We start from the raw sequence: 15656 nt of genomic DNA, 5'->3' as shown, positions 1-15656 counted from the left end.
TCGACCTTGCATCGTGATGTCGAACGAACCGACGTTTCGCCGTGATGTCGAACGCATCGATCATGCGCCGTAATGTCGAACGAACCGACATTGCGCCGTAGAGTCGAGCTTGCTCGACTGCTTCTGCCAACAGCAGTCGAGCAAGCTCGACTCTACGACCCTGGCAATCCGCGCATGCGTGCCATGAAAAAAACGCCGGGTCGTGCGGGCAATCCGCGCGCGCGTGCCATGAAACAACGCCGGGTCATGCGGGCAATCCGCGAATGCCTGGATCAATCAACGCCGGCAGCAGGTAGCGCCGGGCCATGCCCGGCGAGCGCAGCGGCCAGATCCTCCAGCCCCTGCCGGTAGGTGGCAAACCGCGGTGCCCACCCCAGCGCTTCGCGCGTGCCACGGCTGTCGATGCGCTTGTTGCTGGCATAGAAGCGGCGCAGCGTCGGGCTCACCGCCGGGTCGTCCCAGGCCACCGCCGGGGGCAGGGCGAAGCCCCCCAACTGCGCGGCATACGCCAGCACGTCCTGCGGCGGCGCCGGTTCGTCGTCGGCGGGCAGGTACAACCCCCCCGGCGTGGGCCGTCGCATCGCCGCGATGACCACCGCGGCCAGATCCTCCACGTGCAGCCGGTTGAACACCAGCCCGGGCCGCAGCACGTGGCGGGCGCGGCCTTGCGCCAACTGCAGCAGCGCATTGCGGCCAGCGCCATACAGGCCCGGCAGGCGGAACACCGCCGAATCGATGCCGCGCTCCCTCGCCAGCGCCTGCCATTGCGCTTCCGCACGCAGACGCTGCACACCCGCCGCCTCGGTGCTGTCGGCCACGCTGTGTGCATCCACCCAGCCACCGTCGCGGTCGGCATACACCGAGGTGGACGACAGATAGCCTACCCAGCGCAGCGCCGGGCTGGCCAGCAACGCCGGCTGCAGCACGCGCAGCGCCGGATCTCCGTCGGCATCGGGCGGCACGCTGCACAGCACGGCCTGCGCCTGCGAAACGGCCTCCAGCAGGGCCGCTGGCGGCGCCGCATCGGCATGCAGTGCGAACCGCTGCAGTCCGTCAGCGGGCGCGGCGGTGGGGTCACGCACCGTGCCTGCCACTGGCACCCCCAGCGCCTGCAGGCGGGCGGCCAGCACGCGGCCGCTCCAGCCCAGGCCCAGGATCAGTACTGGTGCGGGCACCGCCGTGTTCACGCCGCGCGCTGTGCCTGGTAGGCCTGCAGGCTGCTGTAGGCCACCTGCAGCAGCAAGGCTTCCTGGCCGGCGGTGCGTGCACGGGCCAGCATGTCGCCCACGATCTGCGCGGCCTCGACCTGCTGGCCGGCCTCCAGATCGCGCAGCATCGAGGCCTTCAGCGCCGAGCCGGCCTGGGTCAGGGTGCTGCGGGCAACGTCCTGTGCATCGTCGGGAATCGGTTCGCCCGCGGCTTCGGCCACGGCCAGGCATTCGTCGTACAGGCCGCGCACGATGGCCTGGCCATCGTCGGTGGCCACGATGGTGCCGATGTCCGCGCGCAGCAGGCAGGTGGCGGCGGCCAGCGCGGTCAGGAAGGTGTACTTGATCCACTGCTCCTGGCCGATCTGGCCGCTGGCCAGGTGGTCCACGCCGGCCTGCACGCAGGCGGCAGCGAAGGCCTGCACGCGCGGCGACAGGGCGCCGCCATCACGCTCACCGAAGGTCAGCTTGGCCGGCCGGCCCAGGTGCAGCACCGCGCCGTCGGCGGCCTTGGTGGCACTGATGAAACACAGCCCACCCAGTACCGCTTCGCGGCCGAAGCGCGCGTCCAGCGCACCGTAGTGGTGCAGTCCATTGAGGATCGGCAGCACTGTGGTACCGGCACCCACGGCCGGGGCGATGGCATCGATCGAACTGTCCAGGTCGTAGGCCTTGCAGCTCAGCATCACCAGGTCGAACGGCTGCGCGGTGGCCAGCGCGGGCAGGGCATCGGCGGTGACATGCTGCACCGGGAAGCGCGCATCGCCCAGCGGGCTCTGGATCACCAGCCCGTCGCGGTCGAGCTGGGCGGCGCGCGCGGGGCGCACCAGGAAGGTCACATCCACGCCGGACTGGGCCAGGCGGCCGCCGAAGTAACCGCCGGTGCCACCGGCACCAAGAATCAGGATACGCATCACACCTTCACCGCAGTTGGGGGGTCACCTGCAGATTGTGCCGGAGATCGCATTCCGTGGCCGTGCAGCCGGTGGCGGGTGAGGGGGAAAGACATCGCCGCTGACGGTGGTGGCCACTGCCACGCTCGGTGCAGCAGCAGAAAGAAAAGCCGGGCATGCGCCCGGCTCTTCAGCTGACGGCATCCACGCAGGGCGTGGATGATCCGCCACGGTTCAATTGATCGCGGTGATGAAGGCCGGATCCTTGATGGTCTGTTCGATGTTGAGCTTGATGGTCTCGTTCAACGAACCAAAGATGTTCACGAACTTGGACGTGTTGCGCTGCACGTTCTTCACCTGGTCGTAGACCACCTGGCCCTGCGGGTCGGTCACCACGTAGCGCACGCGCAGGGTCCAGTCCACGCTGTAGCCCAGATCGTCGATCAGGAACTCTTCCACCTTGCCGCTCAGGACATTGCCTTCCTTGTCCATCTTGATGCCGACCAGGCGCAGCTCGGAAAACACCGCATCGCGCATGATCGCATCCACGTTCTTTTCGAACAGGATGTTGCCCATGGCGGTGTTGCGCACCTGGTTGGGCTTGATCTCCCCGCCCTTGGCCGGCAGGTACTCGAACGCGGTCACATCCACCCGGCCTTCGGCGCTCAGCACCGAACTGGGGGCGTAGTTCAACGGAATGGGCCGGGAAGCGCAGCCGGCCAGAACGAGCAGGAACAGCGATGCAGCGACGAGCCGGGCAGGGCCGGCAGTACGACGGGTGAACATCTGGTTGGGTCCCCTGGTGCGTCCATGACATATGAAAAACCAGCCGGCCCGGGGGCCCGCTGGTCGGTCTGGTGAAGCGCACCGATTAGACGACCGAACCGGGCGCCAGGCAAGTGCCCTGGCGCCACCGGAACCGGTCCCCCCACGCAGGGGGGGGATTACCTCAGCTGCGCATGCCCACGCCGCGGCGCAGCAGCCACAGCGCAAGCGCGGTCAGCACCACCACGAACCCGATCATCAGGGCATAGGCCACCCACACCGGCACATCGCTGCTGCCCAGCAGGCCGTAGCGGAACGCGTTGACCATGTAGAAGATCGGGTTGGCATGGGTGGCCGCTTCGGCCCAGGTCGGCAGCAGCTTCACTGAATAGAACACGCCACCCAGGTAGGTCAGCGGGGTCAGGATGAAGGTCGGCACGATCGCCACGTCATCGAACTTCTTGGCGTACACCGCGTTGATGAAGCCGGCCAGCGAGAAGATGGTCGCGCCCAGGATCACCGTGCTCAGCGTCACCAGCGGGTGCGGGATGCGCACCGGGGTGAAGAACATGGCGATGATCAGCACGATCACGCCAACCATCAGGCCGCGCAGCACCGCACCGGCCACGTAGCCCCACAGGATCACCCAGTTCGGCATCGGGCTGACCAGCAGCTCTTCCACGTGGCGGCCGAACTTGGCGCCGAAGAACGAGGAACTGATGTTGCCGTAGCTGTTCTGGATCACGCTCATCATCACCAGGCCCGGCACGATGAACTCCATGTAGCTGTATTCGCCCATGTCGCCCACCCGCGAGCCGATCAGGCGGCCGAAGATGAGGAAGTACAGGGTCATGGTGATCGCCGGCGGCACCAGGGTCTGGCCCCAGATGCGCAGGATGCGCGCGACTTCCCGGCGCACGATGGTCATCAGCGCAATGCGGTTGCGCTGGCCGTCGGTCAGCTCGGTGGTGCTCATGCAGACGTCTCCTGGTTGCCGGTGAGGCGCACGAACAGCTCCTCCAGGCGGTTGCTCTTGGTGCGCATCGAACGTACGCGGATGCCGGCCTCGTTCAGCGTGGCGAACACGCGGTTGAGGTCCATGGCGCGCGGCATGTCGATGTCCAGCGTGTGCGCATCGGGTGCGGTCAGGGTCGCGCCCTCGATCACCGGCAGCTGCGCCGGCAGGTCACCGTCGATGTCCAGCAGGAAGCCTTCCACATCAAGTTTGGCCAGCAGGGTGCGCATTGGCCCCTGCTCCACGATCTGGCCGTGGTTGATGATGGCCAGGTTGCGGCACAGGTACTCGGCCTCTTCCAGGTAATGGGTGGTCAGGATGATCGTGGTGCCGGCGGCATTGATCTCCTTCAGCACCCGCCACATGTCGCGGCGGATCTCGATGTCCACGCCGGCGGTGGGTTCGTCCAGGATCAGCAGGCGCGGCCGGGTCATCATCGCGCGGGCGATCATCAGCCGGCGCTTCATGCCGCCGGACAGGGTGCGGCTCATCACCTGCGCCTTTTCCCACAGGTGGGCACGCTTCAGCTCCTCTTCGGCGCGCTGCTCGGCTTCCTCGCGGGCCACGCCGTAGAAACCGGCGTAGTTCACCAGGATATCGAAGGGCTTCTCGAACAGGTTGAAGTTGATTTCCTGCGGCACCAGCCCGATCAGGCGCATGGTGGCGCTGCGGTGCTGCACCAGGTCGCTGCCGAACACTTCCACCTTGCCCTGGCTCAGGTTGACCAGGGAGCTGATGATGCCGATCAGGGTCGATTTGCCGGCGCCATTGGGGCCCAGCAGGGCGAAGAAGTCGCCCGGGGCGACCTCCAGCGAGACCCCCTTCAGGGCCTGGGTGCCGTTGTCGTAGGTCTTGCGCAGGTCGCGCACGCGCAGGGCGGGCGCCGTTTCGTTCAGGGAAGCCAAGCTTGCAGCCTTCGCGCCCATGGGCTGGCGCAGGAGAGGGGCGGGGAGGGTCTATTATAGAAGACCCCGAGGGCTTGCCCCGGCTACACACTGTCCCGAAAAGTCGTGCCTGTCCAATTCCCCATCAAGCTGGTCGGCCGCCGCATGCTGGCGCCGACCATCGGCCACTACCAGTTCGTGCGTGATGACGGCCAGCCGCTGGATTTCCAGCCCGGCCAGTTCATCCAGGTCCATTTCGCCTACGCCGACGGCACCGAAACCAAGCGCAGCTACTCGCTGGCAACCATCCATGACCACGCCCTGGGCCCCGGCGAAGCGGTCGACATCGCCGTCAGCTTCGTGCCCGGCGGCGCCGCCACGGCGCTGTTCGAGGCGCTGGACATCGGCGGCCAGGTCAGCGCGTCCGGCCCGTATGGCCGCTTCTGCCTGCAGCCCGGCGACCACAATGCCCGCTACCTGCTGATCGCCACCGGCACCGGCGTCACCCCGTACCGGTCGATGCTGCCGCTGCTGGCAACGGCCATGGCCGAGCGCGGCGTGCAGGTGGTGCTGCTGCAGGGCGCACGCAGCCCCGGCGAACTGCTGTACAGCGATGATTTCTACAGCTTCGCCGAAAAGCACCCGAACTTCCGCTATGTGCCGTGCCTGTCGCGCGAACTGCCGGCCGAGCCGCACCCGGACGTGCACCACGGCTACGTGCAGCAGGCCCTGGCCAGCATCCAGCCGGACCCGGCCACCGACATCGCCTACCTGTGCGGCAACCCGGACATGGTCGATGCCTGCGCCGAGGCGCTGAAGGCCGCCGGCCTGGGCAACCCGCAGGTGCGGCGCGAGAAGTACGTCAGCAGCAAGTAAGGCAGCTGGAGGGCGCCCGGTTTTTCGACCGGCGCCCATCGCCGCCAGCAGCGTGCCCGTGTAAGTTGTCCCCTGCAGTTGGTCACATCCGCCGCGACCGCGCGTCGTGGTCGACAGGAACGTCCTCCAGGGGAAACACGCACGATGCAAAAGCACCCACTTGTACTGGCCGGGGTACTGGCCAGCCTGCTTGCCGCCGGCTGCAGCGCGCCGCCTTCCGCCGGCACCGCCGATGCCGGCGACAGTCCCAGCCGCCGTTACGGCCAGATCGATTTCCGTCCCTGCACGCTGTCCACCGTGGGCGCCAGCGCCAACGTGGAAGCACAGTGCGCCACCTTCAAGGTGCCCGAGGACCGCGCCAACCCGGCCGGCCGCAGCATCGACCTGCGCATTGCCCTGCTGGAAGCGGGCAACAGCGGTGCCGGTGCGCCGGACCCGGTGTTCTTCCTGGCCGGTGGGCCGGGCCAGGCCGCCAGCGAAGTGGCCGTCATTGTCGATACCGCCCTGCGCCAGGTGCGCAAGCAGCGCGACATCTTCCTGATCGACCAGCGCGGCACCGGCGGTTCCAACCCGCTCAGCTGCCTGGGTGCCGATGGCAAGGAACTGCAGCTGGACGAAGACGCTGCGCCCACCGAAGCGGTGATGCGCGACTTCGCCACGCAGTGCCTGGCCTCGCTGAAGGGCCGTGCCGACCCGCGCTTCTACACCACCACCGAAGCCATTGCCGACCTGGACGCCGTGCGCCAGGCGCTGGGCGCGGAAAAGCTGAACCTGGTGGGCGGCTCGTATGGCACGCGCGTGGCCCAGCGCTATGCCATGGCCTACCCGCAGCACACCCGCAGCATCGTCATTGACGGCGTGGTGCCCAACGACCTGGTGGTGGGCGGCGAGTTCGCCAAGACCTTCGACAACGCCATCACCCTGCAGTCGGCGCAGTGCCGCAAGGATGCCGCCTGCAGCAAGCGCTTCCCGGTCGATACCCGCGAACAGCTGCGCAGCGTGGCCGACACCCTGCGCCGTGCGCCGGTCACCGTGGATTACCGCGACCCCGGCACCAATGCGCCGCGCCAGGACGTGCTGTCCCCGGACAGCGTGGTCGGCCTGGCGTTCGCCTTCTCCTACGTGCCCGAATATTCATCGCTGCTGCCGCTGGTGCTGGATGAAGCGGCCCAGGGCCGTTACGCGCCGCTGGCCTCGCTGGTACGCGGTGCCACCCGCAGCATGGATTTCCAGATCAACCGCGGCATGCAGTGGTCGGTCATCTGCAGCGAAGACGCGCCGCGCTTCCAGGCGCCGCCGGAAAGCGATGACGCCCTGTTCGGTGCCGAAGCGGCACGCGCGTTCTTCGCCGCCTGCCCGGTGTGGCCGCACCAGCCGGCGCCGGCAGCGACCACCGCCGCGCTGAAGGGCGATCTGCCGGTGCTGCTGCTGTCCGGCGAACTGGACCCGGTCACCCCGCCGCGTTACGCCGACCAGGTGGTCAAGGGCCTGCCCAACGGGCGCGCCCTGGTCGCCCGCGGCCAGGGCCACGGCACCCTCAGCGCCGGCTGCATGCCGCGCCTGCTCGGCCAGTTCATCGACACCACCGACGCCAAGGCACTGGATGCCAGCTGCCTGGACACGCTGAGCTACGTGCCGGCATTCACCTCGTTCAACGGATGGGCCCCATGATCGTCGCCGAGAACCTGCACAAGGGTTTCGACACCCGCACCGGCCGCATCCAGGCCGTGGCCAACGTCGGCTTCACCGCTGCTGATGGTCGCATCACCGGCCTGCTGGGCCCCAACGGCGCCGGCAAGACCACCACCATGCGCATGCTGTACACGCTGATGACCCCCGACCAGGGCAGCATCACCGTCGATGGCATCGACGCGGCGCGCGATCCGGTGGAAGTGCGCCGCCACCTGGGCGTGCTGCCCGACGCCCGCGGCGTCTACAAGCGGCTGACCGCGCGCGAGAACATCGCCTACTTCGGCGAACTGCACGGCCTGTCGGCGCAGCAGATCCGCGAACGCACCGAGGTGCTGTCGCATGCGCTGGACATGGGCGACATCCTGGACCGGCAGACCGATGGCTTCTCGCAGGGCCAGCGCACCAAGACCGCCATCGCGCGCGCGCTGGTGCACGACCCGCGCAACGTCATCCTGGACGAACCCACCAACGGCCTGGACGTGATGACCACCCGCGCACTGCGCCGGTTCCTGCTGGGCCTGCGCGAAGAAGGGCGCTGCGTCATCCTGTCCAGCCACATCATGCAGGAGGTGGGCGCGCTGTGTGACCACATCGTCATCATCGCCAAGGGCACCGTGATGGCCGCCGGCAGCAGCGATGAACTGCGTGCGCAGGCGGGCGAAACCAATCTGGAAGATGCGTTCGTGAAACTGATCGGCAGCGAAGAGGGCCTGCACGCATGAGCATGATGTCGACCCTGATGACGGTGATGCGCAAGGAACTGCGCGATCTGTCGCGTGACCGCCGCACGCTGGCGCTGACCCTGCTGTTCGGGCCGCTGCTGTACCCGCTGCTGATCCTGGGCATGGGCAAGCTGTCGGAAAGCCGGGTGCGCACGCAGATTGAACAGCCGCTGCAGATTCCCACCATCGGCGCCGAACACGCGCCCAACCTGGTGCGCTTCCTGGCCGCACAGGGCCTGAATGCCACCACCGCACCGGCCGATCTGGCCGAGGCCATCCGTTCGCAGGAAATCGACGTTGCCCTGCGCATCAGTGCCGATTTCGGCAAGGACTGGGCCGACGGCAAGCCGGCGCTGGTGGAAGTGATCCGTGACAGCACCCGGCGCGCCGCCGAAGTGCCCAGTGCGCGGTTGCAGGCGGCGCTGGCCACCTACAACGGCCAAGTGGGGGCACTGCGGCTGATGGCACGCGGCGTGGATGCCCAGGTGGCACGCCCGCTGGATGTGGCCCAGCAGGACATGGCCAGCGCCGAAGCCAAGCGCGGCATGATGCTGTCCATGCTGCTGCCGGTGCTGCTCACGCTTACCTCGTTCATTGGTGGCGCCTACCTGGTGATGGATTCCACCGCCGGCGAGCGTGAGCGGCAGTCGCTGGAGCCGCTGCTGGCCACGCCCGGTTCGCGCAGTGCGATTGTCAGCGGCAAGATCGCCGCGGCCTGCGTGGTTGGCTTTGCCTCGCTGCTGCTCACGCTGGTGGCCTTCAAACTGAGCGCGCAGATCGCCCCCGGCAACGTCGGCCGGCAGTTGAACATGAACATCGTGTCCATGCTGCAGATGCTGCTGGTCATGCTGCCCATGCTGCTGATCGGTACTTCGCTGCTGACCTACCTGTCGGCGGCCGCCAAGAGCATGAAGGAAGCGCAGAGCCACATGACCTGGCTGGTGCTGCTGCCCATGCTGCCGGGCTATGCGCTGATGGCCTACCCGGTGAAGAGCGAGCTGTGGCAGTACGCGGTGCCGTTCCTGTCGCAGAACCAGATGCTGTTGAAGGTGATCCGCCACGAAGCGATCTCGCCGACGGTGTGGGGCATCTATCTGGGCGCCAGCCTGGGCCTGGCCGCGGTGCTGTGGTTCGCTGCCGTGCGCCGCTACCACAACGAGCGCCTGGCTATTTCCGGCTGAGCCGGGGCGCGCGCAGGGTGACCGCCGCCCCAAGGGTAGGCGGTCGCCGTGCCAGGGCCTCGATCGCGATGGCATCGGCATGCGCGGTGCCATCGCACAGGAAGGCGGCGTAGCGCAGCGCACGCTCCTGCGCATCTGCGCCCAGCGCCAGGTACTGCGGGTGCGCTGTCAGCAGCGCATCCTCGCGCAGCCCCAGGTTGCCGTGGATGCTGGACCAGGCGTGCTGTTCGGGGTGTTCCACCGCACGCGCATGCACCGGTCCCCGTTCCACATGGCGGTGCGCCCCCAGCAGATACGCCGGGTCCTGCACGGGCAGGCACTGCAGCCCGGTCTGCCACTGCGGCGGCGCGTGCCCATGCCGTTGGCTGAAGGCCCGGCTGTAGGCGGCGCAGCACGCGCGCAGCGCACGCACCACGCCATCACCTGTGCGCGGCGTGGCCAGCAGGTGCAGGTGGTCATCCATCACCACGTAGGCATGCAGCAGCAGCCCGTGCTTCAGCAGCGCGCTGTGCAGCAGGGCCAGCAGCTGGCGCCGGTCGTCATCGTCGACGAACAAGGTGGCCGGGTGGCGCGCGCGCTGCCGCACCAGGCAGGGCGGGTAGGGGGACAGTGGCGGATGGCGCATCGCGCGTGCCTGGCGCAGGGAATCCCCCAGCCTGCACGGCCCGCAACGGCGGCGCGAGCGGGTAACAGGCCAGCAAGGCCTGCGGCATGCCGACGGCGGCCGCCTCGCAGCCAGACGCGACAGGTTCCCTACCCACGGCAAGACACCCGCAACGCAACAGGGCCCGGATTGCTCCGGGCCCTGCAGGCAGCATGCCGTCGTGGCGGGTGGATCAACCGCCCGGAGCGAACACCAGCGTGCGGCGGGTGGTGACCGGTGCCCCCACCGGCTCGAAGCGCCAGCGCTTCACCGCGTTCAGTGCCTCGCGGTCGAACACGCGCGACGGCGTGGCGCGCAGCACGCGTGCATTGGTCACCGAACCGTCGGTGCCCACGGTGATTTCCACCAGCACTTCGCCAGACGTACCCGAGCGCAGCGCCTCAGACGGATAGCGCGGCGCCGGCGTGCTGACCGGGCGCAGGCTCGGTGCCGCGGTGGCAGCGGCCTGGCGCGCGGCCGTCGCGGCCTGGGCAGCCGCCTGCTGTTGCTTCTGCTCGGCCTCGCGGCGTGCGGCGGCCTGGCGTTCGGCATCCTGGCGTTCGCTGTCGCGGCGCGCCGCGTCCTGCTGGGCGGCAATCTGCTTGGCGGCCTCGGCTTCCTTCACCCGCTGGTCGGCCAGGCGCTGCTGTTCCACCAGCTGCTTGGCGCGGTCCTCGGCGTCCTTCTTGACCTTGGCGGTCTCGTCTTCGGTGCGCTTGGCGGCCACCTGCACGCCCTTGGTCATGCCTTCCTTCAGGCGCGGCAGGGCCGGGGCGGACGGGTCCACCTTCTCGATCAGCGCCACCAGCCGCTGGGCTTCGCTGAAGTCCTCGCGGCCCAGGTGCTGTTCGGCGGCAATCAGCGTGTACGGCAGCAGGTCGGTCAGCGCGCTCTTCACCGAGGCGTCGTCCGGGGTCTTGTCACGCAGGGCCAGGTAGTACTCGATGGCGTTGTCGCCGGCCGGCGCGTACATGCGGTTCTCGCGCAGGGCCTGGCTGGCGGCCTCGCGCAGCTGTTCGGTGCCCATCGACTGCACCTTGGCGGCGACCGCCGGTGCGGCGGCATCGGCCGGGGCCGTTGCGGCGGGCGCGGCGGCGCCGGGTGCGGCAGCGGCGGGTGTTTCTTCCTTGCCCGAGCAGGCCGCCAGGGCCAGCACCAGGGCAACCGGCATCCACCGGCGCGCGGCAGCGATCGTAGAGACGTGCGACATCCTGCTCCCCTTTAGAAGACGACGTTACGTAGTGCGTGTGGCTGCAGCGCCGGGATCGGGATCCGGGCGTGGTCGCCGGCGTTTCCCGACGCCGGCGCCGACTGCGGCGAGGGTGCAATCTAGCATCCCCGCCGCCATCGCGTACAAGGGCAGTGGCCGTGGCCGGCAGCAGCACGGGGCGGCTGCCGGCCCGCAGGGCTCAGTGCGCGCCGCTCTTGCCGTGGTTGTCGGCCTTGTCGTGGCCGTTGGACATCAGCTTGTCGGTCCAGGCAATGCCGATGGCCGACAGGATGAACACGCAGTGGATGATGGTCTGCCAGAGCACGCCATCGGCGGTCAGCATCGAGCACTTGGCGGCGCCGATGTTGGCGGCGGCCACGTTCATCTGTTCCGGGGTGCACAGCGGAATGCCGCCCAGCGCGCCGGTGGCGATGAAGGTCTTCAGCAGGTGGATGGAGGAAATGCCGATGATCGCCATCGCCAGCTTCACCTTCAGCACGCTGGCATTGACGTGGCTCAGCCATTCCGGCTGGTCCGGGTGGCCTTCCAGGCGCAGGCGCGACACGAAGGTTTCATAGCCACCCACGATCACCATCACCAGCAGGTTGGAAATCATCACCACGTCGATCAGGCCCAGCACGATCAGCATGATCTGCTGCTCGCCCATCGAGGCCGAGTGGGAAATCAGGTGCCACAGCTCCTTGCCGAACAGGAACACGTAGACGCACTGCGCCACGATCAGGCCCAGGTACAGCGGCAGCTGCAGCCAGCGCGAGGCGAAGATCAGCGAGGACAGCGGGGACAGGGGGCGTTGGGGGCTCATGCAGGACAGTGCGTTGCGGGGAAGCGGCGAGGTTACCGGCCCACCATGACGGTGCCAAGCCAACCAACGCACTAGACTGGCACTTTCCTGAACGACGCCGAGCCGACGCCATGATCGACCTGTATTACTGGCCCACCCCGAACGGCCACAAAGTGACCCTGCTGCTGGAAGAAACCGGACTGGATTACCGCGTACACCCGGTCAACATCGGCGCCGGCGACCAGTTCAAGCCCGATTTCCTGGCCATTTCGCCCAACAACAAGATGCCGGCCATCGTCGACCATGCCCCGGCCGACGGCGGCGCCGCGCAGAGCGTGTTCGAATCCGGCGCGATCCTGCTGTACCTGGCCGAAAAGACCGGCCAGTTCCTGCCCGCCGACCCGCGCGGGCGCATCGCCACCCTGGAATGGCTGTTCTGGCAGATGGCCGGACTGGGCCCCATGAGCGGGCAGATGGGCCATTTCAACGTGTATGCGCCGGAAAAGATCGGCTACGCCATCGAGCGCTACGACAACGAAGTGCGCCGCCTGCACGGGGTGATGGACAAGCGCCTGGCCGAGCACGCCTACCTGGGCGGTGCCGAGTACAGCATTGCCGACATGGCCAGCTACCCGTGGATTGGCGCCTACGACAAGATTCCGGTCGACTTTGCCGCGTTCCCGAACCTGAAGCGCTGGCACGAAGCCATCGCCGCACGCCCGGCCACCCAGCGCGCCTACGCCCTGCGCGACAAGGTGAACCCCAACGCCGGCAAGCCGCTGAGCGACGAAGAGCGCAAGCAGCTGTTCGGCCAGCGCTGAAGCTTGGCGAAACCGGGGTCAGATCCCTTTGCGCCGCAAAGGGCTCTGACCCCCGCTGGCCATGGGCAGAAGGTCATGCTGCCTTCGCGCACCGGCTTGGTTAGGATGGACACTGACGTTGCCCGGGATGTCCCATGCGCCACCTGTTCGCCTCGCTTGCCCTCATGATCGCCACCAGCACTGTTGCCCACGCCGAAAAGCTCACCCTGGAAGCCATCACCGGCCCGCTGCCGCTGTCCGGCCCCACGCTGATGAAGCCCAAGGTAGCCCCGGACGGTTCGCGCGTCACCTTCCTGCGTGGCAAGGACACCGACCGCAACCAGCTGGACCTGTGGAGCTATGACATCGGCAGCGGCCAGACCCGCCTGCTGGTGGATTCGAAGGTGGTGCTGCCCGGCACCGAAACCCTGAGCGACGAAGAAAAGGCCCGCCGCGAGCGCCAGCGCATCGCCGCCATGACCGGCATCGTCGATTACCAGTGGGCACCGGACGCGCAGCGCCTGCTGTTCCCGCTGGGCGGCGAACTGTATCTGTACGACCTGAAGCAGCAGGGTGCCGCTGCCGTGCGCCAGCTCACCCACGGCGAAGGCTTCGCCACCGACGCCAAGCTGTCGCCCAAGGGCGGTTTCGTCAGCTTCATCCGCGGCCGCAACCTGTGGGTGATCGACCTGGCCAGCGGCAAGGCCGTGCAGCTCACCCACGATGGCAGCGCGACCATCGGCAATGGCGTGGCCGAATTCGTGGCCGACGAGGAAATGGACCGCCATACCGGCTACTGGTGGGCGCCGGATGATTCGGCCATCGCCTTCGCCCGCATCGATGAAAGCCCGGTGCCGGTGCAGAAGCGCTACGAGGTCTACGCCGACCGCACCGATGTAATCGAGCAGCGCTACCCGGCCGCTGGCGATGCCAACGTGACCGTGAAGCTGGGCGTGATCGCGCCGGCCGCCGCTGCCGCGCCGCGCTGGATCGACCTGGGCAAGGAACAGGACATCTACCTGGCGCGCGTGGACTGGCGCGATGGCCAGCACCTGACCTACCAGCGCCAGTCGCGCGACCAGAAGCAGCTGGACCTGGTGGAAGTGGACCTGGCCGGCAAGGGCACGCGCACGCTGGCCCATGAAACCAGCCCGACCTGGGTGCCGCTGCACAACAGCCTGCGCTTCCTGCAGGACGGCAGCCTGCTGTGGTCGTCCGAACGCAGCGGTTTCCAGCACCTGTACCGCATTGGCAACGACGGCAAGACCACCGCACTCACCCAGGGCAACTGGCCGGTGGACGAACTGCTGGCCGTGGACGAAACGGCGGGCAAGGTCTATTTCCGCGCCGGCATCGACTCGGCACGCGAAAGCCAGATCTACGCCGTATCGCTGCAGGGTGGCGCGCCGCAGCGTCTGTCGCAGGCCCCGGGCATGCACAGCGCCAGCTTCGCCCGCAACGCCAGCGTGTATGTAGACACCTGGTCCAACAGCAACACCCCGCCGCAGATCGAGCTGTACCGCGCCAATGGCGAGAAGATCGCCACCCTGCTGCAGAACGATCTGGCCGACCCCAAGCATCCCTACGCGCGCTACCGCGACGCGCAGCGGCCGATCGAGTTCGGCACGCTTACCGCCGCCGACGGCAAGACCGCGCTGAACTACAGCATCATCAAGCCGACCGGCTTCGACCCGTCCAAGCGCTACCCGGTGGCCGTGTACGTGTATGGCGGCCCGGCCAGCCAGACCGTCACCGACAGCTGGCCCGGCCGTGGCGACCATCTGTTCAACCAGTACCTGGCCCAGCAGGGCTACGTGGTGTTTTCGCTGGACAACCGCGGTACCCCGCGTCGCGGCCGTGATTTCGGCGGCGCGCTATACGGCAAGCAGGGCACGGTGGAAGTGGCCGACCAGCTGCGCGGCGTGGCGTGGCTGAAGCAGCAGCCCTGGGTAGACCCGGCGCGCATTGGCGTGCAGGGCTGGTCCAACGGCGGCTACATGACCCTGATGCTGCTGGCCAAGGCATCGGACAGCTATGCCTGCGGCGTGGCCGGCGCACCGGTCACCGACTGGGGCCTGTACGACAGCCATTACACCGAACGCTACATGGACCTGCCCAAGCGCAACGACGCCGGCTACCGCGAAGCGCGCGTGCTGACCCACATCGATGGCCTGCGCTCGCCGCTGCTGCTGATCCACGGCATGGCCGACGACAACGTGCTGTTCACCAATTCCACCAGCTTGATGAGCGCGCTGCAGAAGCGTGGCCAGCCGTTCGAACTGATGACCTACCCGGGCGCCAAGCACGGCCTGTCCGGCGCCGATGCGCTGCACCGCTACCGCGTGGCCGAAGCCTTCCTGGAGCGCTGCCTGAAGCCCTGATCGCGACTGGGAAGGAGCCCGCCGATGCCGCTGCCACCGCCCGTCCCCGCACATGCCGCCCCCGCCACCGGCTGGTGGCGGCGCCACTGGCGCTGGGCCATGCCGCTGGCCGTGGTGCTGCTGCTGGCCAGCCTGGGCGGCGCCACCGCGTGGAGCCTGCTGCGCTGGAGCGAGGCCGCGCGTGACAGCGCACCCATGCGCGAGGCCATGCGCCGCGCCGGGTGCAGCATTGAACTGGTGCAGGCCTTCGGCGAACCGCTGCAGGCCGACGCAATGCCGGTGGGCAGCATGCAGACCGCAATCGACGGCCAGCGCAATGTTGGCCTGATCGTCGGCCTGCAGGGACCAGACGCGCGCGGGCGACTGTTCGTACAGGGCAGCCGTCGTGATGACGTCTGGGATTACCCGGTGATGTACGTGCTGGGCGAGGACGAACAGACCTTCGACCTGAGCGCGCTGGACGATTCGGAAGCCGCAGAGGAGTGTGCGCTGCGGGAGTGCCGTGCGCGGGGCGGCTGTGGGGTGGGGTTGGCGTTGTGATGGGGTGTCGCCAGGTCGCCCAAGATGCGCTAGATCTGCTCGAA

15 protein-coding genes are annotated in these 15656 nt (G+C 68.1%); 7 read left to right on the top strand and 8 right to left on the bottom strand.

All coding sequences use genetic code 11. The annotated features are described in order from the left end of the window. Positions 1-272: 272 nt before the first annotated feature. From C1931_RS19395 to C1931_RS19375, 5 genes are all read right to left on the bottom strand, one after another. Complete coding sequence (locus C1931_RS19395; RefSeq protein ID WP_234412703.1) at positions 273-1175, bottom strand: NAD-dependent epimerase/dehydratase family protein; 903 nt, start codon at positions 1173-1175, stop codon at positions 273-275. A gap of 8 nt (positions 1176-1183) precedes the next feature. Next, on the bottom strand, positions 1184-2122 hold the full coding sequence (gene panE, locus C1931_RS19390; protein ID WP_108757498.1) for a 2-dehydropantoate 2-reductase: 939 nt from the start codon (positions 2120-2122) through the stop codon (positions 1184-1186). Between the two features lie 213 nt (positions 2123-2335). Then, positions 2336-2887 (bottom strand): hypothetical protein, encoded by a 552-nt coding sequence (locus C1931_RS19385; RefSeq protein WP_159094025.1) that lies wholly within the window; start codon positions 2885-2887, stop codon positions 2336-2338. A 163-nt stretch (positions 2888-3050) separates the two neighbouring features. Then, a complete protein-coding gene (locus C1931_RS19380; protein WP_108751287.1) occupies positions 3051-3842 on the bottom strand; it encodes an ABC transporter permease in 792 nt (263 codons plus the stop codon). After that, positions 3839-4807, bottom strand: coding sequence for an ABC transporter ATP-binding protein (locus C1931_RS19375; RefSeq protein WP_164274990.1), 969 nt, complete (start codon positions 4805-4807; stop codon positions 3839-3841). The genes C1931_RS19380 and C1931_RS19375 overlap by 4 nt, the downstream gene beginning before the upstream one ends. 84 nt (positions 4808-4891) lie before the next feature. Here C1931_RS19375 and C1931_RS19370 point away from each other — a divergent pair, with 84 nt between their 5' ends. From C1931_RS19370 to C1931_RS19355, 4 genes are all read left to right on the top strand, one after another. Then, positions 4892-5641 carry a ferredoxin--NADP reductase gene (locus C1931_RS19370; RefSeq protein WP_108757497.1) on the top strand — a complete coding sequence of 250 codons (750 nt, stop codon included), beginning with the start codon at positions 4892-4894 and terminating at the stop codon, positions 5639-5641. Between the two features lie 144 nt (positions 5642-5785). Further along, positions 5786-7312: an alpha/beta fold hydrolase gene (locus C1931_RS19365; protein ID WP_108757496.1), complete on the top strand. Its 1527-nt coding sequence runs from the start codon at positions 5786-5788 to the stop codon at positions 7310-7312. Further along, on the top strand, positions 7309-8055 hold the full coding sequence (locus C1931_RS19360; RefSeq protein WP_108751282.1) for an ATP-binding cassette domain-containing protein: 747 nt from the start codon (positions 7309-7311) through the stop codon (positions 8053-8055). Before C1931_RS19365 ends, C1931_RS19360 begins: the two co-directional genes overlap by 4 nt. Beyond that, the gene (locus C1931_RS19355) at positions 8052-9236 is read left to right on the top strand and encodes an ABC transporter permease (protein ID WP_108757495.1); all 1185 of its coding nucleotides are present in this window, start codon (positions 8052-8054) and stop codon (positions 9234-9236) included. The genes C1931_RS19360 and C1931_RS19355 overlap by 4 nt, the downstream gene beginning before the upstream one ends. Here C1931_RS19355 and C1931_RS19350 read toward each other — a convergent pair. From C1931_RS19350 to C1931_RS19340, 3 genes are all read right to left on the bottom strand, one after another. After that, positions 9223-9861 (bottom strand): transposase, encoded by a 639-nt coding sequence (locus C1931_RS19350; protein ID WP_108757494.1) that lies wholly within the window; start codon positions 9859-9861, stop codon positions 9223-9225. The two genes, C1931_RS19355 and C1931_RS19350, sit on opposite strands and share 14 nt — an antisense overlap. A 211-nt stretch (positions 9862-10072) precedes the next feature. Beyond that, on the bottom strand, positions 10073-11089 hold the full coding sequence (locus tag C1931_RS19345; protein ID WP_108754535.1) for a TonB family protein: 1017 nt from the start codon (positions 11087-11089) through the stop codon (positions 10073-10075). 199 nt (positions 11090-11288) lie between these two features. Continuing rightward, positions 11289-11912: a TIGR00645 family protein gene (locus tag C1931_RS19340; protein ID WP_108757493.1), complete on the bottom strand. Its 624-nt coding sequence runs from the start codon at positions 11910-11912 to the stop codon at positions 11289-11291. 110 nt (positions 11913-12022) lie between these two features. Between C1931_RS19340 and C1931_RS19335 the strand changes: the two genes are divergently transcribed. The 3 genes from C1931_RS19335 to C1931_RS19325 all read left to right on the top strand — a co-directional run bounded on the left by C1931_RS19335 (position 12023) and on the right by C1931_RS19325 (position 15612). Further along, the gene (locus C1931_RS19335) at positions 12023-12712 is read left to right on the top strand and encodes a glutathione S-transferase N-terminal domain-containing protein (protein ID WP_108757492.1); all 690 of its coding nucleotides are present in this window, start codon (positions 12023-12025) and stop codon (positions 12710-12712) included. Between the two features lie 134 nt (positions 12713-12846). Next, the gene (locus C1931_RS19330) at positions 12847-15072 is read left to right on the top strand and encodes a S9 family peptidase (protein WP_108757491.1); all 2226 of its coding nucleotides are present in this window, start codon (positions 12847-12849) and stop codon (positions 15070-15072) included. 24 nt (positions 15073-15096) lie between these two features. Continuing rightward, positions 15097-15612 (top strand): cytochrome c oxidase assembly factor Coa1 family protein, encoded by a 516-nt coding sequence (locus tag C1931_RS19325; RefSeq protein WP_108757490.1) that lies wholly within the window; start codon positions 15097-15099, stop codon positions 15610-15612. The last annotated feature ends 44 nt before the right edge of the window (positions 15613-15656 follow it).

This window comes from Stenotrophomonas sp. YAU14A_MKIMI4_1, from assembly GCF_003086855.1.
GTDB lineage: Bacteria > Pseudomonadota > Gammaproteobacteria > Xanthomonadales > Xanthomonadaceae > Stenotrophomonas.
The sequence above is the reverse complement of the archived record's forward strand: the minus strand, read 5'-3'. Positions and strand labels throughout refer to the sequence as shown.